This is a genomic window from Staphylococcus cohnii species complex 1663 (assembly GCF_041008415.1).
GTDB lineage: Bacteria > Bacillota > Bacilli > Staphylococcales > Staphylococcaceae > Staphylococcus > Staphylococcus ureilyticus.
The window spans coordinates 65645-86726 of sequence record NZ_JBFDVL010000001.1 but is presented as its reverse complement, the minus strand read 5'-3'; the positions used below and the strand labels follow the sequence as shown (position 1 = coordinate 86726).

The 21082-nt window shown below is 31.5% G+C and carries 23 protein-coding genes and 1 pseudogene; 15 read left to right on the top strand and 9 right to left on the bottom strand.

The genetic code is table 11. The features are described from left to right. Positions 1-14: 14 nt before the first annotated feature. From AB1J10_RS00385 to AB1J10_RS00350, 8 genes are all read left to right on the top strand, one after another. Entirely contained in the window at positions 15-896 is an 882-nt protein-coding gene (locus AB1J10_RS00385) for an ABC transporter ATP-binding protein (protein ID WP_031900888.1), read from the top strand. A 25-nt stretch (positions 897-921) separates the two neighbouring features. Further along, positions 922-2529 (top strand): ABC transporter permease, encoded by a 1608-nt coding sequence (locus tag AB1J10_RS00380; RefSeq protein WP_119517737.1) that lies wholly within the window; start codon positions 922-924, stop codon positions 2527-2529. Between the two features lie 402 nt (positions 2530-2931). Further along, positions 2932-3639: a hypothetical protein gene (locus AB1J10_RS00375; RefSeq protein ID WP_119517736.1), complete on the top strand. Its 708-nt coding sequence runs from the start codon at positions 2932-2934 to the stop codon at positions 3637-3639. Positions 3640-3791: 152 nt separating this feature from the next. Continuing rightward, a complete protein-coding gene (locus tag AB1J10_RS00370) occupies positions 3792-4463 on the top strand; it encodes a hypothetical protein (protein WP_119517735.1) in 672 nt (223 codons plus the stop codon). Positions 4464-4679: 216 nt separating this feature from the next. Continuing rightward, the gene (locus tag AB1J10_RS00365) at positions 4680-5195 is read left to right on the top strand and encodes a MarR family winged helix-turn-helix transcriptional regulator (protein ID WP_000389384.1); all 516 of its coding nucleotides are present in this window, start codon (positions 4680-4682) and stop codon (positions 5193-5195) included. Further along, positions 5192-5551: a rhodanese-like domain-containing protein gene (locus tag AB1J10_RS00360; protein WP_172687521.1), complete on the top strand. Its 360-nt coding sequence runs from the start codon at positions 5192-5194 to the stop codon at positions 5549-5551. The genes AB1J10_RS00365 and AB1J10_RS00360 overlap by 4 nt, the downstream gene beginning before the upstream one ends. Before the next feature lie 352 nt (positions 5552-5903). After that, a complete protein-coding gene (locus tag AB1J10_RS00355; RefSeq protein WP_311049124.1) occupies positions 5904-6203 on the top strand; it encodes a DUF2089 family protein in 300 nt (99 codons plus the stop codon). 2 nt (positions 6204-6205) lie between these two features. Continuing rightward, positions 6206-6502, top strand: coding sequence for a hypothetical protein (locus AB1J10_RS00350; RefSeq protein ID WP_368880191.1), 297 nt, complete (start codon positions 6206-6208; stop codon positions 6500-6502). A gap of 137 nt (positions 6503-6639) precedes the next feature. Here AB1J10_RS00350 and AB1J10_RS00345 read toward each other — a convergent pair whose 3' ends face one another. Both AB1J10_RS00345 and AB1J10_RS00340 read right to left on the bottom strand, forming a co-directional pair. Further along, complete coding sequence (locus AB1J10_RS00345; RefSeq protein ID WP_103211183.1) at positions 6640-6825, bottom strand: helix-turn-helix transcriptional regulator; 186 nt, start codon at positions 6823-6825, stop codon at positions 6640-6642. Between the two features lie 4 nt (positions 6826-6829). After that, positions 6830-7168 (bottom strand): hypothetical protein, encoded by a 339-nt coding sequence (locus tag AB1J10_RS00340; protein WP_071562347.1) that lies wholly within the window; start codon positions 7166-7168, stop codon positions 6830-6832. Positions 7169-7205: 37 nt separating this feature from the next. Here AB1J10_RS00340 and AB1J10_RS00335 point away from each other — a divergent pair, with 37 nt between their 5' ends. Beyond that, positions 7206-8111 (top strand): hypothetical protein, encoded by a 906-nt coding sequence (locus AB1J10_RS00335; protein ID WP_369002893.1) that lies wholly within the window; start codon positions 7206-7208, stop codon positions 8109-8111. Positions 8112-8247: 136 nt separating this feature from the next. Here AB1J10_RS00335 and AB1J10_RS00330 read toward each other — a convergent pair whose 3' ends face one another. The 3 genes from AB1J10_RS00330 to AB1J10_RS00320 form a co-directional block, all read right to left on the bottom strand. Beyond that, positions 8248-8856 (bottom strand): recombinase family protein, encoded by a 609-nt coding sequence (locus tag AB1J10_RS00330; RefSeq protein WP_369002892.1) that lies wholly within the window; start codon positions 8854-8856, stop codon positions 8248-8250. A 137-nt stretch (positions 8857-8993) separates the two neighbouring features. After that, on the bottom strand, positions 8994-9857 hold the full coding sequence (locus AB1J10_RS00325; RefSeq protein ID WP_369002891.1) for a Cthe_2314 family HEPN domain-containing protein: 864 nt from the start codon (positions 9855-9857) through the stop codon (positions 8994-8996). A gap of 181 nt (positions 9858-10038) precedes the next feature. Beyond that, entirely contained in the window at positions 10039-10134 is a 96-nt protein-coding gene (locus tag AB1J10_RS00320; RefSeq protein ID WP_108902200.1) for a type I toxin-antitoxin system Fst family toxin, read from the bottom strand. Positions 10135-10470: 336 nt separating this feature from the next. Between AB1J10_RS00320 and AB1J10_RS00315 the strand changes: the two genes are divergently transcribed. Then, complete coding sequence (locus AB1J10_RS00315) at positions 10471-10704, top strand: YrhK family protein (protein ID WP_187345541.1); 234 nt, start codon at positions 10471-10473, stop codon at positions 10702-10704. Between the two features lie 265 nt (positions 10705-10969). Here the strand turns inward: AB1J10_RS00315 and AB1J10_RS00305 are convergent. From AB1J10_RS00305 to AB1J10_RS00295, 3 genes and pseudogenes are all read right to left on the bottom strand, one after another. After that, a pseudogene (locus AB1J10_RS00305) lies at positions 10970-11254 on the bottom strand (phosphotransferase); the annotation flags it as partial. Between the two features lie 632 nt (positions 11255-11886). Continuing rightward, positions 11887-12252, bottom strand: a complete 366-nt coding sequence (locus tag AB1J10_RS00300) for a cupin domain-containing protein (protein WP_046206904.1) — start codon at positions 12250-12252, stop codon at positions 11887-11889. Between the two features lie 14 nt (positions 12253-12266). After that, on the bottom strand, positions 12267-13220 hold the full coding sequence (locus tag AB1J10_RS00295; protein WP_369002890.1) for an NAD(P)-dependent oxidoreductase: 954 nt from the start codon (positions 13218-13220) through the stop codon (positions 12267-12269). Positions 13221-13495: 275 nt separating this feature from the next. Between AB1J10_RS00295 and ahlS the strand changes: the two genes are divergently transcribed. Both ahlS and AB1J10_RS00285 read left to right on the top strand, forming a co-directional pair. After that, entirely contained in the window at positions 13496-14344 is an 849-nt protein-coding gene (gene ahlS / locus AB1J10_RS00290) for an AhlS family quorum-quenching N-acyl homoserine lactonase (RefSeq protein ID WP_369002889.1), read from the top strand. A gap of 15 nt (positions 14345-14359) precedes the next feature. Further along, positions 14360-15487, top strand: coding sequence for a zinc-dependent alcohol dehydrogenase family protein (locus AB1J10_RS00285; RefSeq protein ID WP_369002887.1), 1128 nt, complete (start codon positions 14360-14362; stop codon positions 15485-15487). Positions 15488-15810: 323 nt separating this feature from the next. On the opposite strand, the gene AB1J10_RS00280 is transcribed toward AB1J10_RS00285, so the two are convergent. Further along, entirely contained in the window at positions 15811-16587 is a 777-nt protein-coding gene (locus tag AB1J10_RS00280; protein WP_107383502.1) for a 3-hydroxybutyrate dehydrogenase, read from the bottom strand. A gap of 223 nt (positions 16588-16810) precedes the next feature. Between AB1J10_RS00280 and AB1J10_RS00275 the strand changes: the two genes are divergently transcribed. The 3 genes from AB1J10_RS00275 to ptsG all read left to right on the top strand — a co-directional run bounded on the left by AB1J10_RS00275 (position 16811) and on the right by ptsG (position 21000). Then, positions 16811-17749 carry a cation diffusion facilitator family transporter gene (locus AB1J10_RS00275; RefSeq protein ID WP_369002885.1) on the top strand — a complete coding sequence of 313 codons (939 nt, stop codon included), beginning with the start codon at positions 16811-16813 and terminating at the stop codon, positions 17747-17749. Positions 17750-17963: 214 nt separating this feature from the next. After that, complete coding sequence (gene glcT, locus AB1J10_RS00270) at positions 17964-18800, top strand: glucose PTS transporter transcription antiterminator GlcT (RefSeq protein WP_369002884.1); 837 nt, start codon at positions 17964-17966, stop codon at positions 18798-18800. 184 nt (positions 18801-18984) lie between these two features. Then, positions 18985-21000 carry a glucose-specific PTS transporter subunit IIBC gene (gene ptsG, locus AB1J10_RS00265; protein ID WP_369002983.1) on the top strand — a complete coding sequence of 672 codons (2016 nt, stop codon included), beginning with the start codon at positions 18985-18987 and terminating at the stop codon, positions 20998-21000. Positions 21001-21082 lie beyond the last annotated feature (82 nt).

Sequence of the window (21082 nt, the reverse complement as noted above, 5' to 3'; positions counted from 1 at the left end):
GAGGCTTCAATATTATGGAGGAAGTTGTAAAAATTAATAATTTACAGAAAAAGTTTGGTAATTTTAAAGCTCTAAGCAACGTATCTTTTACAATAAATAAAGGGGAAGTCTTAGGATTTATAGGTCCTAATGGTGCTGGAAAATCTACTACCCTGCGTATATTATTAGGTGCTATTAAACGTGATGCAGGTGATGTAGAAATCTTCGGTAAAGATGTATGGAAAGAAAGTCTTGAAATTCATAAACGTATATCTTATGTTCCAGGAGATATTGCCTTATGGGGGAATTTGACAGGCGGAGAAATTATAGATTTATTTATGAAATTACATGGCAATGGAGATATTGAAAAACGAGATGGTTTAATTAAACGTTTTGAACTAGACCCTAAGAAAAAAGCTAAAGGATATTCAAAAGGTAATCGTCAAAAAGTCGGTTTGATAGCAGCTTTATCAGTAGACTCAGATTTATATATTTTTGATGAACCGACCTCTGGTCTAGATCCATTAATGGAAGTTGTATTTCAAGAAGAGGTTGAAAAAATTAAAAATAACGGAAAATCTATTTTATTATCTTCACATATTTTAAGTGAAGTGGAACGTCTAGCTGATAGAGTGGCTATTATTCGCAGAGGTGAAATTGTAGAAAGTGGCACACTCAATGAATTAAGACATTTAACACGTTCTACGATAATGATAGAAACTGAGACAGATGTGGCTAATTTATCTAAAGTAGAAGGTGTATATGATTTTAAACAAGATAATAATCAAGCGACATTTTCTGCGGATAATAAACAAATTAATTATATTTTAAATGAAGCAGTAAAGTTAGGCGTTAAAAAAATTGAATCTACACCACCAACTCTCGAAGATTTATTTATTCGTCATTATGAAAATTAAATAGTTGAAAGGAGGCAGATTTAAAATGCATGAAAAATTTGCTGGTTGGAGCACGCTTTTCTTACAATATCTAAAGCGTGATTGGAAAAAATTAATTATATGGATTCTAAGCATTGTTTTATTTTCTGCAGGCTTTGTTCCAGCTTTTAAAGAAATAGCCCAAGGAAAAGGATTACTTGGTATGTTTGAAACGTTACAAAATCCTGCGATGATTTCTATGGTAGGACCCACGCCAGTCGAAACAGCGACAGATTATACTGTAGGCGCGATGTATGCACATGAAATGCTACTATTTTGTGGTCTTTTTGCAATTATAGTATCTATGTTACATGTGGTTGGTCATACGCGTAAAGAAGAAGAATTAGGACTTACAGAATTAGTACGGTCATTTCAAATTGGTCGACAAGCAAATTCACTTGCCGCAATAATGGAAATAGTGTTAGTCAATGTGGTAATAGCGGGGCTTATTTTTGTAATGATGATCAGTTTTAGTGTAGAAACTATTTCTATACAAGGGGCTCTACTCTTTGGAATTACAATAGGAATGGCAGGCATTATGGGAGCAAGCATTGCCCTTGTTATGTCTCAAATCATGCCAACTTCTTCATCCGCAACTGGAGCATCCCTTAGCATTGTAGGTTTGCTATATATTATCCGTGCTGGTACAGACGTATCCAACATTGATTTATCTAATATTAATCCTCTCGGTTGGACATATCTCACGTACCCTTTTACAGATAATAATTGGATTCCTATAGTGATAGCTTTCTTATTTAGTATTATTGTAGTTGTTATTGCAATCATACTTGAAGGTGCACGCGACATGGGGGCAAGCTATATTCCTGAAAAAAAAGGAAGAGCGCGCGCCAAAAAATCATTATTATCTATCCATGGCCTATTATATAAAATTAATAAAAGTATCATCATTAGCTGGTTAATTGCATTTATGGTTATGGGTATGGCTTATGGCTCCATTTATGGAGACATGCAGACTTTCTTAGAAAGTAACGAAATGATGAAACAAATGTTTTCTAATTCTAATGTTTCAATTGAAGCTTCTTTCACAAGTACAATAATGATAGTTCTAGTTAGTTTGGTTGGAATATTGCCAATTGTAATTGTTAATAAACTATTTTCAGAAGAAAGTAAACTTCGTCTCAGCCAAATATACCCTACTAAAGTGACACGCAGTAACGTATATTGGAACACTATTGGATTAGCATTTTTAAGTAGTATTTTAGGTGTCTTAGTGGCTACACTAAGTCTTGGCATGATAGGGATAAATGCGATGGAAGGCCATGGTGAGCTAGAAATCACTAATTTCCTTGCTGCCGGTTACAATTTTTTACCTGCTATATTATTTTTCATTAGTCTTGCTGCCTTAGCTATTGGCTGGGCGCCAAAGCTCGGAAAATTAGCTTATGCTTATCTTGGTTATAATTTTGCAATCAATTACTTTGGCAACACTTTAGATTTACCAGAATGGTTTTCAAAAACAGCTATATTGAATTGGCTTCCACAAATGCCAAAAGACAATTTTGATGTTATAACTTTTATAACCTTAACTATAATTGGTATTATATTTATCGTTTTAGGATATATAGGATATCGAAAAAGAGATTTAATTGGATAACAATCATATTTGTTTATAAAACACATTTTCTTAAGTAATTAAGAAAATGTGTTTTTGCATTCTTAAAGTCTACCCTAATTAAAGAACCAGAGGTACATGTAAAATATTGTTTCTATATGTGTGATTAGAGTGTTTGAAAAAGAAAAAAGTTCAAAGCACTTATTAAAAATATTTTGGACTTTTGGTTTAGTTAACATAATTAAATGTCACAGGAAAATACAATGTATATTCTATACAATTTAAATTTCCACTAATAAAAGAAACGCCTGTTTTACATAAACAAATATTTCTTTTATTATATATATAATACATATAATGTTATACGGCTTTTCGAACTTATGTAATTTGGTTTTTTATCGAAAAAATAACAACATAAGTTTAACTTTAAAAAGGAGTTACAGTATGAAAAAAATTATTTTAGCTATATCAATTGTTAGTTTTCTGGTATTTTTAGCAAGTTGTAATAATAAAAGTTCAGAAAATCACGATAATAATAGTTCTAGTGATACTAATACATCAGAGAATAAAGAAAATGAAACGCAAAATGAAACTGACAAGAAAACTAACACCTCAGAAAATCGTGATACCAAAAACAAAATCAATAAACAAAACAAGAAACAAAGCGATAATAAAGAACAAGAAAGAAAAAATAATGATAGTAATGAAAGTCATCAACCTACTGATAAAAATAAAAGTTATTTAAATAATTTCAGCACAGAAAAAATTGAATATGCACGAGTTTGGTATCAGTTAATATCTACAAAAAATGATTTAAAAGGTATTAGAAATGTGTATGTTACAAAAATACCGAAAGGATCAAAAGTAAATCCACAAGCCCAAGATAGTGCAGTTTACAAAGAAGATGTTGTGAAATTAGAAGCTCCTATGAAGGCTGGTGGATCAGTAACGTATAGCAGTAATGGTGATGGGTCCATTAATGTGTATAATAGTATCCCCTATAAATGGGAAAGCCCACAAAATAGCGATTATAGTCAAATGGATAAGATAACAAGAAAAGCAATTGAGGATAATGTTGAAACAACCTATATTAACCCCCATGATAATAAAACAGTAGCTAAGTTAGCAAATAAGGTTAAATATAATAAGTAGTAAACTGTTTTATGTGTTTTTAAAGCCTACATAAAATATACAACTGCATATCAGAAACGTTACTGTATTCGCTATTCATTTTTATTTTAATATGTTTATGCTTTTTGGTGTTATTATTAATACATTAAAAGAGTATGTAGAGGAGAGTTTAAATGATTATTGGATTACAAATTGCTAAACATAGTTTTTGGTATGATCACGGCGTTGAATTGCTATCAGCACTGGTCACACTAGTAGCTTTTATATTTACCTTTTGGAATATCACGAATACGAATAAGAAGATGTATTCAGATGAGATAAAGAAGAATGATAAAACTTTAAAGATGATTGATCTTGTTACACAGAAGCAACGAAAAAACATCGGGAATTTTGTAATAGAACTTGAGAAATTAAAAGAATTTGAAGATAGGGAGGATTACGAAATTTTATCTCCCTTTTCTTTAACAATTAAGTCGAAGAATAAACACGCGTTTATATTAGGAGAAAGAGCTGAATATTTTTACTATAATGATATAGAAAAAGAATTAAATGATTATCTAGAAACAATGAAAGAAATTTTAAACAATAATCATGTGAATTTAAATTTACACTCACTAGAAAAAATCACAGATAAAATAAACAACTTAAATAATGCTATAAACCAAAGTATGAGAATCACAGATATAGGGGATGTTTATAGTATAATCCTTGCTGACTCAAAACTTCCAATTGAATCACAAAGTAAAATAGAAGAAATGTATGAAACATATGATGTTTTCATTGAGTTATTAAGAAAAACAAGCAAAAAATTGATTGAAGATATTACAGAATGTGTAGAAAATTAATTTCTAAATTAAAAGTTATTTGTCATAAATAAAAAAATATATACTCACATTGACCATTACCTATCTTAAACGATCATTATTGCGACACATTTTAATTTTGAAACGATTAAGAGACTTCCTTTCAAAAGGAAGTCTTTTTTTTATTACTTTAAAAAGTTATTGAAGAATGATATATTTATAAATAGTTAGGCGCCTAACTATTTAAGGAGTGATTTTTTGGAAGATTTTTACTTATTTGACAGTCCTTCAGCCGAAAAGTTAAAAGGTCTAAAGAAAGAATATACTAACTTAGATGTTACTTCGGTACTTACTTATTTTGAAATTCAAAAAGCTTATAAGAAAATAAAAATGAATCATGATGATCTTTTCCAAAAATTCGATTTGTCTGAAAGTAAATTTACGATAATGATGCTGTTGTCTTATGAAAAAGATATGATTTTATCGCCTTCTGATTTATCTCAGAAAATAGGGAGTAAAAAATCTACTATAACTGGAGTTTTGAAGGGATTAGAAAAAAGAGAATGGATTATTAGAATAAAAGTAGCGAATGATAAAAGAAGTAATTATGTTCAATTAACTGATAAGGGACTAAAAAAACTAAAAGCTTTTTTGCCATACAATTATGAAATAGTTTCAAGTATTTTTGATAATTTCAGTGAAGACGAAAAGGAGCAGCTTTACTATTTAGCAAATAAACTTAAAATTAATTTGGAAAAGGATGATTTTTTATGAACAAAGTAGAATTTTTAGAAACATTTTTAAGTCTTTATATTAGTCACCATGAAGTACTTAGAGATATGGAAAGTAATGAAAATAAATATGTAGTAATTGATGTTAGAAACGCACCTAAGGAAGTAAAAAAGGACAAAATAAAGAGTTCTATTGAAATTCCTGCTAAAGATCTTAAGAATCAACTGAGTGACTTATCTAAAGAAAAGATATATGTAGTTTACGATTGGACTGGAGGAACTACTTTAGGAAAAGAAGCATTGTTAGAGTTATACAAAAATAATTATGAAGCTTATGAATTAGCTGGAGCATTAGAAGGTTGGAAAGGTATGAAATTACCTTTAGAAAATGTTGTATAGTCACTAAAACCTTTCTTTTTTAACCTTCTTTTCAAATAAATACTATGCTAAATTAGCTATAAAAGAGGCTGATCAGTTGAAGAAAAAATTAGAAAGCAATAAAAAGGTTGATAAGTATAATTAGGCTAAAAATGATTTTGAAACAATTAAGAGACTTCTTATTTCGATAAGGAGTCTCTTTTAATATACCTTCTGATTCTATAATGATTATGATAATTAAGCATATTTTTTCGATAGTTATTCAATAATTATGAATTATAACTAATAAAAGCAAATACTCAATTAAATAATATTAAAGTTAATTTGAATAATGTTAAACTTTGTGATAATTTACATTTAGGGAGTGAATATATTGAATAATAATGATATTCCTAAATGGATGATGAATTTAGAAAAAGAAGATTTTGAATTCGTTAAAAATTTTGTTGTTAATTCTGGATCACTAAAAGCACTAGCTAAGTATTATGAAGTGTCATATCCAACTGTGCGAAATAGATTAGATAGTGTGATAGAACGAATAGAATCTACAAAAGATAATGAAGAAAGTTCATTAGTTAATTATGTAAGGAAGTTAGCCATCGAAGAAAAATTAAATTTGAATGACGCTAAACAATTATTAGAAATATATAGTCAGGAAAAGGAGACTGAGTGAATTTGAGTAATTTATTAACATTTTTACCAGCGATCTTATACGCAGTATTATTTGCTATACAGTATTTTTTATCTAAGACAGGAAATAAGATAATAGGCGGAATTGTTCCTGTTTTATTTATAGTAGCATTAGTCGTTTTATATACGACAGGTAAATTGGGATTAAATATTTGGGGAACTCTTATTTTCGGTATAATAGGTTTATTGTTCTTATTAGGTCAGTGGGATAGCGCTCAAAAAGATAATAAAAAGAAAGAACAAAGAGAATTAGATAAAATGATAGGCAAAGATTTAAAATAAAAGTTAAGATGACTCTAATGACCTTAACAAAAGTGGTGAAATTATTATTTGTATTAACTATTGAGAGAAAATTTTAATAGTACTATTACACAAAAAGAAAGTGCGAATTCGCACTTTCTTTTTGTGATAATGAATGATTAAGAAAATAGTTCATCAACAGTTGTATCAAACAATTTTGCCAACTTAAATGCTAATGTCAAAGTAGGATCATATTTATTGTTTTCTATTGCATTAATAGTTTGCCTGGATACATTTAATTCTTTACTTAAAGATTCTTGAGAAATTCCTTTTTGTTTTCTATATTCTCTAATTCTATTTTTCATTAATTTAACCTTTAGATGTGTATTTTTTATTTGTAGTAAAGTAATTAAAAGCCATAAGTAATATAGCAGCTATTATAAAGAAAATTTCTGGATATTGAGAAAACCAAGTTTTTTCAAGATTTGGTGTTAAACCAATCAATCTAAGCAATAATGTAAATAACATACAATAGATAATCCAAATAAAACTTTTAGCTAGTATTTCAATAAACATTTTACGCTGTCTTTCATCGTATCGATCTTGGTGTCCTTTTGTATCTAATGTTTCTGACGGTAAATATTTGTTTGTTATAGCCGTCCATAAACAAGAAAAAATTAAAATAATAATAAAAGGAATTAAATTCATTATAACACCTCATAAATGTAAAAAGTATTTGACATTTATGAGTATAGATATTTCTGACATAAATGTCAAATACTTTTTACATATCAATATGTTTAAAACCTTACTATGTTATATTGCATTTAGTAAAACATTCACTATTTTAAAAGGAGTTATAAAATTGCCTGTTTTAGTTTTATTTATTGAAACAATTTTAGTAACAATATTCATGATTGGAAGTATGATGGGGGTTTTTAATAACTCTATTTCTCCATGGATATTCGTTATTTTTTGGGTAGCAAGCATTGTTATTTTATTGGGAACTATTATGATAAGACGTTACTCTAAAGGAAAATATAAAAAAGAACTCACAATATATGAAAACAGTCCTAACTTATATGAGAAGGAATATTTTTATCAAGCCCCATTGTACATATTCGATGGTATACATATCAAAGTTCATGGTATGAGTGATACAATATGGACTCCATATTTTAATAATAATCTTCAAAAATGGCTAAGTGTATTTGATATTTTCCCTGTCTATGGTGTTAAACTTACATCAGTAGATCACACTATTATTTTAAAGAGAACTAAACTATGGTCCTTAAGGCCCCATTATAGAGTCTTTATTGATGAAGAAGAAGTAGGGATGTTACAGATGATAAGGTTGTTAAAAGGGGGAATAAAGCAACAAACGCCCTATATTTTTTCAAGCAGTAACGACACATATAAATTTAGTAACCCTTATTTTTCAACTAAAACAGTGATAACAGGAAAAGAAAATAATGAAATATTAACAGCGCAACGTTCATTTTTTGATTTAGGTAAAAATCTAGTAACTCGACGTAGAGGAGAAAAACACAATATAGTAATTGAAGCAAATGATACCCAAATACCATATCCTCACGAACTTTGGATTACTTTATACATTCAAGTTATGATAAATAAGCAAAAGGAACAATAGTAAAATACTTAGTTTAGAAAAAGAGTGCGAATTCGTACTCTTTTTTCTTGTACAATTATTAAAATCTCAATTCAATAATATATTATGAGTTTTGGGACGCTGTGAGAAACGCTCATTTGCATTGACAATCAATTTGTCAAGATAATCCCTTATCATGTTTAATTCTATAAACTGTCTGTCTTGTAATATTGACTTCTTTCGCAATTTTACTAATTGCTTGGCCTTCTTCTAACATTTCGACAACACGATAATAGATAATACGCTTTTGAGGATCTTTCGCATTAGGTGAGTATAGTAGTGGCCGTCCTTTATATACCCCTTTTTCTTTTGCTACTTTAATCCCTTGTGCTTGTCGCCGTTTACTTTCATTTCGTTCTTGTTCTGAAACCATTGCTAATATTTGAATGATTAGATCTTTCATAAATTTATCTAATAGTGGATTGCCAATGACTTCATTCATCATAGGTAAGCTAGTAATCATCAATTGAACTTCTTTGTCTTTTAAATAATTAACAGTATGAATCACTTCATCGTAATTACGACCTAAACGATCGATGGATTCCACTATAAACCGATCTCCCATTCTCACAAAGTTAAGTGCTTCTTGAAGTACCGGTCTATTTTCAATAGATTTACCAGACTGTTTTTCTGTAAATATTTTTTCAGCACCAAACGTTTTTAAATTTTCCAACTGTCTTTCTAAATTTTGATCTATCGAAGATACTCTCGCATAACCTATAATCATTTATTTTCACTCCACAATAAATATACACCCTAATCATACGTTTTAGTCGTTATAAATTCAACAACTATATTTGTATGATTAGGGTGTACCTAAAGTAGACGATATAAACTAGAATTAATATATTCACTTTACAATTTCTACTCTTCTAGCCAAATATTACATTCTAATATTTTCTTTAAAATACTAAGGATTTTTGAATATTGTTCTAAAAATATATCCATATGTTTTTTAACAGTCTCAGAATCGATATATTTACCTTCTCCAAAAGTAGATATTCCGTCGCTTCTATGACTTACTGGATTTTCCATTGTTAGTGGTGGATTATTATGGACAATGTTATGACGTATTCGTTCTGTATCCTTAAAGTCTTTAGAATTTTTTATATCTTTTATTTTTGTAATATATTCCTTCAGTTGACATATATCCTTACTTTTAGTGCTTAATTTTTTAATGTTTTCATCTAATTCTACTTTTTCTATTTCTATATTTGACCTTTGCCTTCTTTTCTTTATTTGTTTAACTTTTTTATTAATTTTTTGCTCATTTCTATTTACCTTTTTTGATAATTTTTTTATTGCTGATTTAAAACTTATTTTCGTGTTTTCAGCATCCACATATACTTTTTCTAATTTGTAAGTATCATTTATTATATGTCCTATATTTTCGTAAATAGAAAATCCGCCTATAAAGAAATTTTCAATAAAATATTTAAAAGAATATAAATTCTCATAATTTATATGTTCAGTATCTTGTGGGAAAAATTGATCATTAATTCCTTTTTCAAAGTAGAACGTTGCAAATTCGTAACTAATCATTACATTTTGTGTTCTATTATTTAATATACCTAACCAATGTTCTGAACTAATGGAAGATAACATAAAAGAAATATCCCTTACACCATACTCAATTTTCAATATCTCTTCAATTTTCGATTTTATATTATCTGAATGTTTCCCTAATTTTGCATTTTCAATATCATTAAACAATTTAATTTCAATCATGTTTTTCTCCTTACCAGTGTTATAGGATAGTTAACTAAATCTTTATTAAAGAATAATTTGATGTTTTTTGCATTCCTCCACACTATGATGTTATAATACACTTAACAAGGAAACTAGCATGGATACACCAATCCCCTCACTACTCGCAATAGTGAGGGGATTTTTTGGTGTGGCTAGTCGCCTATTTATCATCGCGCTTGCGTAGCCAACGCGTAAATAACGCGATAATACAACCACTGATGACTGTGACCGTGATCTGAACAAGGATTTCTAGCATAGATTAACACCTCCTCTCTACGTCAAATAGACGCCTGAGAGATAGGCGACTTCATTATTATATCATCTGAATTACTAATTATACCCTTCAATATAACCGTTTTCAGCACGTAAATGTATGTGTAATTCTCCTTGTTTCGAACTTTCGTTAATTTCTTTAAGTTTTTCTCGCAAGCATGGTTGTTAAGTGAAACTATTTTATCTTGTTTCACACAACTGTCATAATAATATAAAATACACCATTAATTAAATTTCGAAAATTATTAATGAGGGGGAATGAATTATGAAAAGAATATCAAAACTAGGCTCTAACAATCAACATGAAGTCGATTTACAAATGAGACATGTGACTATTAAAATCAGTGCTATATATAAATTATTCTATCAATTAAATGATCTTTTATTAGGTATCATATTTTTGATTGGTAGTTTTTTCTTTTTTAATGAGAGTACAACTTTTTACGGCACAATATTATTTGTAATAGGTAGTATTCAAATGTTGATACGTCCTATTATTTCTATAATACATGATATACATATTAATAAAGTAATGGAAAATGAGAAAGAGTGAATATGATAGTTATGTAGATTTAACGATTAATAAATTCCACAACGAATCAACCTGCCATTCTTACAAAATCAAAGTCTTTTTGAAATACAGGTCTGTTTCCAACTGACTTTCTTGATGATTTCTCTGTAAAGATTTTCTCTATGCAAATGTTTTTAAATTATCCAATTGTCTTTCTAAATTTTAGTTAACTTTAAATTCATGATGATACATTATTCTAAAGTAAATCTTGAAAATGTAATAAAATTATTTATCTTATTTTATAACTCTAATCTTCCATAACTAACTCTTTCAATACCATTTTCTCGTACGCTGTTTCCCCTGATTTCATAGCAAACTCAGCGATAAATATTGGAAATACTGCATTGAGTTCTATAATATGTTCTTTCATTCGTGGCCATGTTTCTCCTCCAGCTTCACCATATGCTTTTATGAGTTGCTCTGATTCTTCGACACCGAATACACGATGGTGTCTCATGAAATCCATTGCTGGATCGGAGTGGGTTGCTTCAGTTCAATCTATGAAAATTGTGACGTTTGCATGTTTATCTACATTTCCAAAAGGTATAAAAAAATTTGATGTTTCCTAAATAGTGTATCGCACTTAAAGTATTTTGCATTCCTACGCACTATGATGTTATAATATAAATAACAAATAGAGTGTTTACATGGTGAACACCGAGCCCGATAACTACGGACATAGTTATCGGGCTCTTTTTGGTGTATTTGGTTATGTCGCCGTCGGATTATTTATCACGCTTATTTAACCAATGTGAAAATAACGTGACCTATAACGCCTACTATAATAGGCGCTATAAGTACTACAAATAGAGTGTTAAACATGGTGTCACCTCCTTCCATGTTAGTTAAAACACAGAAGTAGAACGACGACTTCATTATTATATCATTGGTAAATATGTAAGCACATCTACTTCCCACAAGTTGAATGATGTTAGTAAAATAAGGGATAAATGAGGCAACAACAGAAATATATAAGAGCAGAAAATAAACATGATAAAAATACATAAATCAAGTGTTAAAGAATATGAGGCCACATATAAGGATTATCAAAGTAAGTCAAATACCACTTGAGAGTCCTAGCCACTAAAGCAGACTTATAGCCCAAATCAAAACCACCCGTGAAACAGGTGGTTTTAATTTTATAATAATTAAAATACATCGCGCTTATTGTGCACATTCATATGGGTTGAAGTCCAATGGCATTGGTGTAGCAAAACCTAACATGACAAAGTCTTCATCACCGGTGTTAGTCATGCCGTGCGCATCTCCTGGGAATGAAACGAATATATCTCCGGCTTTAATGGGTTTTTGTTCATTATCATTTGTGAAAAATGTTCCTTCGCCTTGTAGTACAATCCAAACATCATCTGCATCTTTATGTGTGTGACAAGGTAATGATTGTCCTGGTTTAAGACACCAAACCGCACCAGCTGAATGTCGCGTTTCATAAAATATGGTTTTTTTCGCTGCATCGTCAGAAAAATGTTGTAACTCATTTATTTTAAAAAAGCGATTGGATGTTTGTGACATATTTCTCACTCCTGTCAGTTTACAATATAGTTTGGTTGTTCACCGCTCAGTTGCTTAACTACGTTAGATGCTGCAATATCAGCCATCATGTCTCTTGCCTCGAATGTCGCATTGCCAATATGTGGTGTGATAACTACGTTTTTCATTGATTTCAGTGCTTCAGTAATTTTCGGTTCAAACTCAAACACATCAAGTGCTGCACCTTCAATAATACCTTCTTCTAGGGCTTTTACTAATTCTTCTTCATAAACAATTGGACCTCTTGATGCGTTGATTAAATATGAAGTTGGTTTCATTTTTTTGATCGCATTATAGTCAATCATGTGCTTTAACTTTTCATTATATGCACAGTTTAAAGTTACAAAGTCTGAACGTTTTAAAAGTTCGTCTTGTGAAACATATTCTGCATTTAATTCAGCTTCTTTATCTTCATAACGTTTAGGACCTGAATAAAGCACATTCATATCAAAACCTTTAGCACGTCTTGCAACGGCAGTACCAATTTCACCTAATCCAATAATACCAATTGTTTTACCAGATACTTCACGTCCTCTAAAGAATAACGGTGACCAACCGTTAAATCCTTCATTACGGCAAAGTTGATCTCCTTCAGGAATACGTCTTGCAACAGCAAGTAAAATACCCATTGTTAACTCTGCAGTTGAATTGGTTGAAGCAATGGGTGTGTTTGTCACATTGATATCGTGTTCACGCGCAGCTTTAATATCAATATTATTGAAACCAGCACCATAGTTAGCTATGATTTTTAATTTTGGTGCAGTTTCAATAACTTTTCGGCTCACGTTAGTAGATAATAAAGTGATTAATGCATCAACGTCTTTAATTTTTTCTATTAATAATTCTTCGGAAATTAGGGTTTCACCAGTATACATATCTACATCAAAATGTTGTTCAAGTTGTTTAAGCCCAGCTTCTGGGATAGCACCTGCGATAAAAATCTTCTTCATAAAAATCGTCTCCTCCTATAATGTGAAAACATTCACAATATTTAATTTAAGTTTAGCATTATTTAGTGTTTTGGGTATGTAAAAAGTGCCAAAGTATGATGTGTGTTTTGTGTGATATGGACAAATCGCATTTATACGTAGAAAAGTGTCAAAAGTTGATTAAATCTCAAGTGAAAATAATAATGCATTTTTATATAAGTGTGGAGTGTAAATATTAGTATATTTATGGAAAACCCTTACATTTTAGTGTAATATTATACTAAGAGGTGATTAGTATGGTGAATATAAAAAAAGAACGTATGAAAATTTATGTGTTGGATAATGGGCGAATGAAAATGGATGAAAATTTAATGATCGCAAATTCAAACCAAGCGACATTAGATAATCCAAATAAAGAAAATGAACTACATGAATTTCCGATTTATACCGTTTTTATAGATCATCCTGATGCTAAGATATTATTTGATACTGCTTGTAATCCGAATTCAATGGGCGAGGAAGGACGATGGATTAATGCAACACAAAAAGCTTTCCCTTATTTTTCTGATGAATCATGTCACTTACCAAATAGACTAGAACAATTAGGTGTCGATCCTAAAGAAGTGGATATAGTAGTAGCTTCCCATTTACATCTTGATCATGCTGGTTGTTTAGAATATTTTACAAATGCAACTGTTATTGTTCACGATGATGAATTCAGTGGTGCAATGAAGTGTTATGCGCGTAATCAACAAGAAGGTGCGTATATTTGGAGTGATATCGATGCTTGGATTAAAAGTGATTTGACTTGGCAAACTATAGCGCGAGATCAAGCACATCTAAACCTTGTAGATGGTGTGAAAGTACTCAACTTTGGTAGTGGACATGCTTGGGGAATGATTGGTCTGGAAATTGAAACTGAAGAGTTAGGGACACTCATCTTAGCTTCTGATGCCATTTACACACAAGAAAGTATGGAACCTAAATTACAACCACCTGGTATTCTTTATGACTCAGTTGGATGGGCAAATTCTGTGGAATATATTAAACGCCTTGCTCAAGAAAAGAATGCTGAAATTTGGTTTGGCCATGATGGTAACCAATTTGAATCTTTTAGAAAGTCTACGGATGGTTATTATGAATAAAGGATGTGTGAAGCAATGAAAACAAAAGCAGCAGTATTATATGAAATGGGTGTTGAAGGCCCTTATGAAAAAACGGAGCCTTTAAAAATAGAAACTTTAAACCTTGATGCCCCTAAACGAAATGAAGTGTTAATTAAAATTCATGCTGCAGGTTTATGTCACTCTGATTTGTCAGTGATTAATGGGAGTCGCCCCAGACCAATGCCTATGGCACTTGGCCATGAAGCGGCAGGTGAAATTATAGAATTAGGTGAAGGCGTTAGTGATTTTGAAATTGGAGACCACGTTGTCTGTACTTTTATCCCTAGCTGCGGTAAATGTATACCATGTCGTGAAGGAAGACCTGCATTATGTGAAAATGGTGCAGCTTCCAATGAGAAGGGTGAAATGATAGAAGGTGGGTTCCGCTTATCTAAAGAAAAAGATGTCATACACCATCATTTAGGTGTTTCAGGATTTTCAGAATATGCTGTGGTCTCAGAAAATTCAATAGTGAAAATAGATCCAGAAATTCCTTATGAACGGGCAGCAGTGTTCGGTTGTGCTGTCATTACAGGTATAGGTGCTGTTATAAATACAGCTCAGATTAGACCGGGTAGTAACGTAGCGGTAGTGGGTCTTGGAGGTATTGGACTAAATGCCATAATAGGTGCAAGACTGGCTGGTGCTAATGAAATTATTGCTTTAGACATTAACGAAGACAAGTTTGAAATTGCTAAAACTTTAGGTGCAACAGCAGTGTTTAACTCAAGTAATGAAAATGTGATTGATGATGTTAAAACATATGTAACAGGTGGCGCTGAATATGTGTTTGAAACAGCAGGTGTGGTACCTGCAATGCAAGTAGCATATGCGATAACAAAACGTGGTGGTTCAACAGTGACTACAGGCTTACCTGATCCAAAAGCAGAATTTTCATTTCCACAAGTAACTTTAGCTGCTGAAGAGAGAACGGTTAAAGGTTCATATGTTGGAAGTTGTGTTCCTGATCGTGATATACCAAGATTTGTAAGCTTATATCGTCAAAACAGACTTAATATTGATCCATTAATCAGTGATGTCATTTCATTAGATCAGATTAATAAAGGTTTTGATCAGTTAGCAAATGGCGATGCCGGTAGAATTATTATTAAAATGTCTTAATTAATGATTCAAATATAATAGGGAACAAGGTTATAAATAATGACATGATAGGGGGGACTCATTTTGACAATTAAATGAGTCAAATAATCTTAGATTTGTTAAAATAGTATTCAATTTATGAACTTATATAAAAATTGGCAGTGGCGAGATAGATAACATAAACTTTAACACATACGGTGAGTCTTCGGTTTGTCTGCGCGTAATGTGCGCGCATGCTCTAATATATAGTTATACCGTTGCAAAACTGTTTTGAATTTATAGTATAAAAAGACGATGACTTTACTTAAAATTTGTAAAGTCATCGTCTTTGTTATTGTTAAAAATTATTGTGCTGTATAACCGCCATCAATTACGATTGATTGTCCTGTGACACTTTGAGCTTTATCACTAGCGATGAACACAGCATAGTCAGCAACTTCTTGAATATTCACAAGTTGTTTTTGTGGAATGAGTGGGAATAGTACTTCTTCTAATACTTGTTCAACACTCACATTTCTTGTTTTGGCAAGGTCGTTCATTTGGCCTCGAACAAGTGGTGTATCGATATATCCAGGACAGATTGCATTGACTGTCACACCATCTTCAGCTGCCTCTAAAGCTGTAACTTTTGTTAGACCAATGATGCCATGCTTGGCACTGTTATAAGCAGATTTGCCAGAAAAACCAACGAGTCCGTTGATAGAAGACATATTTAAAATTCGTCCATACTGTTGTTTCTTCATTATTGGAAGTACATGCTTTGTCATAATAAATGTACCAACTAGCATAATATCTATCATTTGTTTGAATTTATCAGTTGGAAAGTCTTCAATATTTGCCACGTTTTGCAAACCTGCGTTGTTAATTAAAATATCAATCTGGCCATACTGTTTTACGGTTTCATCTACTAATGCTTCTACATCTTTTTCATTAGAAACATCAGCAGTAAAACCCATACAATCAAAGCCATTTGCTTTAAATGATTCAACTGCATGATTTAATGCTTCTTGATTAATATCGGTAAATACAACTTTTGCACCTTCATTTAAAAACACCTTAGCAATTTCCAATCCAATGCCACTCGCTGCACCTGAAATGATTGTAATTTTGTCTTTTAACATATATTTGCCTCCCTTTTGCATATCATAATTAGCTTACATTTGTTCAATGGATAAGTAAAATGAATGGTTTAATTGCGCTATAGCTATTGTTTATGGAAAGTTTGGTTATATAAAACCAAGACAATTCAATAATAAATATATTTTAATTTAAAATAATAGTATAAATTATTTTGGGGAGAGGGTATAATTTAGAGTAGCTAAAGTAAATGGGAGGCTAAAGTTATTGAGTAGAAGAGAATATTTTCATCATGTTGATCATCGGAAAAAGCAACAAAACTCTAAGTTAACACTATGGATAACTTTCTTTATTACACTGATATTTACCATAGTAGAGTTTGTTGGTGGCGTACTTTCAAATTCTTTAGCATTGTTATCTGATTCGTTTCATATGTTAAGTGATGTTATCGCATTAAGTTTATCAATGGTTGCGATATATTTTGCAACGAAAAAACCTACGTCACGTTTTACATTTGGCTATCTGAGGCTAGAAATATTAGCTGCTTTTTTAAATGGTTTAGCGTTAATGATTATTTCATTATGGATTCTGTATGAAGCAGTTAAACGTATGATTTATCAGCAACCAATTGAAAGTGTTGTTATGGTTATCATAGCCACGATTGGTTTATTCGTTAATATCGTTTTGACAATCGTTCTTGTACGTTCTTTAAAACAGGAAGACAATATTAATGTTCAAAGCGCATTATGGCATTTCATGGGAGATTTATTAAACTCAATCGGTGTTATCGTTGCCGTTGTGTTAATTCATATAACAGGATGGCAGATGATAGACCCACTCATCAGTATCGTTATTTCCTTAATTATATTACGCGGTGGATGGAAAATTGCTAGAAATGCTTGGTTTGTATTAATGGAATCTGTACCTGAAAAGTTCGATACAGATAAAGTGATTGCTGACATGAAAAGTATAAAAGGGATTGATGATGTTCATGAATTTCATTTGTGGAGCATAACCACAGAACATTTTTCCTTGAGTGCCCATGTTGTACTGAGTAGTCAATCAGAGATTGAATCGTATGAAGTAATAAATAATGTTTCTAAATTATTGGAAAATAAACACAATATCAAGCACACAACATTACAAATTGAAAACCTTAACATCAATAGTCACTCTAAGACGTACTATGAAAATTTGAAATCATAAGTATTGAGTGTTTGCAGAAACTTAATTTGTTGAATGTTTGATTATATAGACGGAGAAAAGTACAACGTTTAAACAAGCTTTCAGTAACGCGCTATAGAAACGCACTAAGTCCTTTTATAAAATATGATTATTTTGAAGCCCCATACATCTTCTAGTTTTAATTTGTTAAAATACACTATATAATTTTAAGCAATAACTAAGAAAGGTGTATATGATGGGTCAATATCAAATTACAAAACCATTAAACAATAATGTTATTATTTGTATGCATCAAAAACGTGAAGTGGTCCTTATCGGCAAAGGGATTGGGTTCAATAAGAAACCAGGGATGGTTGTTGATGATGAGACGATGATAGAAAAAGTTTATGCGTTAGAACAGAAAAAGCAACAAGAACATTATAAAGCTCTTATTGAACAAGCTGATGATTCTGTCATTCAAGCGATTATTGAGGCAATTAATATGATTACTAGTACAGATTTAGAAATTGATGATAATCGTTTAATTGTAGCATTAACCGACCACATTATATTTGCATATAAACGATTAAAGCAAAATCAATACATTAATAACCCTTTTGCAATCGAAACGAGACATCTATACCCTGAAGCTTATAAAATAGCTGCTTCGGTTATCTATAAACTCAATTCGGTATTGTCACTCCAATTTCCAGAAGATGAGATTGGTTTTATAGCACTACATATTGCATCTAATATGGAAAAACTAACAATGAGCGAAATGACTAAAATTAATGATTTAATCAGTAAATGTATTCAAATTGTGGAGCATGATTTACATCAACGTATTGATACGACATCTGTACAATATCAAAGATTTATTAGACATATTCAATTTTTAATTAGAAGACTGAGCATAGGCGAAACGATTAAGTCGCAAACCGAATTTGAAAAGATGTTGAAAGCGCATTATCCGCTGTGCTATAATGTTGCTGTCAAGATAATGAAAATGATGCAAAAACAGTTGGGTGTCACAGTATATGAAGCAGAAGTTATTTATTTAACGTTACATATCAGCCACTTAACACAACAATAAATAAGCACGTGTAACTGATTCGATCAGGCATGAGTACTTAGACAGAGCAAAGAGCTCAGTTTATTTACTCATGCCTTTTTTGTGTCTTTAACCTTGTTTTGACGCAATATATAGGAACTTATAATGTATTATGTTTTTGTACATAAACGTTATATAGTTTCTTGAAAATGGAGGATACTATATGATGTGGAAGAAATTTTTTGGTCAGCTTCAACGTATTGGTAAGGCTTTGATGTTACCTGTGGCCATCTTACCAGCAGCGGGTTTATTGTTGGCTTTTGGAACAGTTTTGCAAGGAGAAGTTTTACAATCTTACCTTCCATTTATTAAAGCAGATGGATTTCAACATGTTGCACAAATGATGGAAGGTGCAGGGGTTGTCATTTTCGATAATTTACCAATGATTTTTGCATTAGGTGTGGCTATTGGTTTAGCTGGCGGAGATGGTGTAGCTGCGATTGCTGCATTTGTAGGATTTATGATTATGAATAAAACCATGGGAGCATTTTTAGGTATTACAGCAGATAATGTCAGTGATGCTGCTAGTGGTTATGCAAATGTATTAGGTATTCCTACCTTACAGACAGGTGTGTTTGGTGGGATTATCATTGGTGCACTTGCTGCATGGTGTTATAACAAATTCTATAATATTTCGTTGCCAAGTTATTTAGGATTTTTTGCTGGTAAACGTTTTGTGCCAATTATGATGGCAACGTGTTCTTTCATTCTTGCATTTCCAATGGCATGGATTTGGCCAACCATTCAATATGGTTTAAATGCATTCAGTGAAGGTCTTTTAGAATCAAATACAGGAATAGCAGTATTTTTATTTGGTTTTATTAAACGTTTGTTAATACCATTTGGTTTACATCATATTTTTCATGCACCTTTCTGGTTTGAGTTTGGGAGTTTTAAAAATGCGGCTGGACAAATTATTCATGGAGATCAGCGAATTTTTATTGCTCAAATCACTGAAAATGTACCACTGTCAGCTGGTAAATTCATGGGTGGAGAGTTCCCAGTAATGATGTTTGGACTACCTGCTGCTGCTCTAGCAATTTATCATTCAGCGAAGAAAGAAAATCGTAAAGTGGTTGGTGGTCTGATGTTATCAGGTGCCTTAACATCATTCCTTACGGGTATTACAGAACCGTTGGAATTTTCATTCTTATTTGTAGCGCCGCTCTTGTTCTTTATTCATGCAGTGCTAGATGGATTTGGCTTCTTAATTATGTACTTATTGAATGTACATTTAGGCTATACCTTCTCAGGTGGATTTATTGATTTCTTACTGTTGAACATCTTACCTAATAAGACTGCTTGGTGGCTTGTTATTCCAGTAGGCTTAGTTTATGCAGTGCTTTATTACTTTATATTTAGATTTATTATCAAAAAATTAAATTATAAAACGCCTGGTAGAGAAGATAAAGAAATGCAAAATAATTCTGTATCAGTGAGTGAGCTACCGTTTAAAGTTTTAGATGCGATGGGTGGGAAAGACAATATTAAACACCTTGATGCATGTATTACACGTTTGAGAGTAGAAGTTAATGAAAAAGCTCAAGTAGATGTTGAAGGTTTGAAACAGCTAGGTGCTTCAGGCGTACTAGAAGTAGGCAATAATATGCAGGCGATTTTTGGACCGAAATCAGATCAAATTAAACATGATATGGCACAAATTATCGCTGGTAATATCACAAAACCAGAGGAGACAACGATTGAAAGTGAAGACATGAATGAATCAGTTACAGTCGAAGGTGAAACGATTTATGCACCACTTAAAGGTCGTACAGTACCGTTAAATGAAGTACCAGACCAAATATTTAGTGATAAATTAATGGGTGATGGTCTTGCGATTTATCCAGATAATGGAGAGGTTGTGGCACCGTTTGATGGCACAGTAGAGTTAGTCTTCCCTACCAAACATGCGATAGGTTTAAAATCTGAATCAGGTGTAGAAGTGTTAATACACTTTGGTTTAGAAACTGTTGGATTGCAAGGAGAAGGTTTTACAGTACATGTAGATTCTGGAGACACGATTGTAAAAGGTCAATCACTTATGACTGTAGATTTAGACTATATTAAAAAGAATGCGAAAAGTGACATTACGCCTATTATCGTAACTAATTCAGGAGAACACGAGATTAAAACAACACATGACGGTGCAGTCGATACAGGAGAAGTGTTAATTAAATTATAATATATATAAAACCTCTTAATTCACAATATCGTGCAATTAAGAGGTTTTTGTGTGTATATACGAGTATTAGTTTTATTATCCA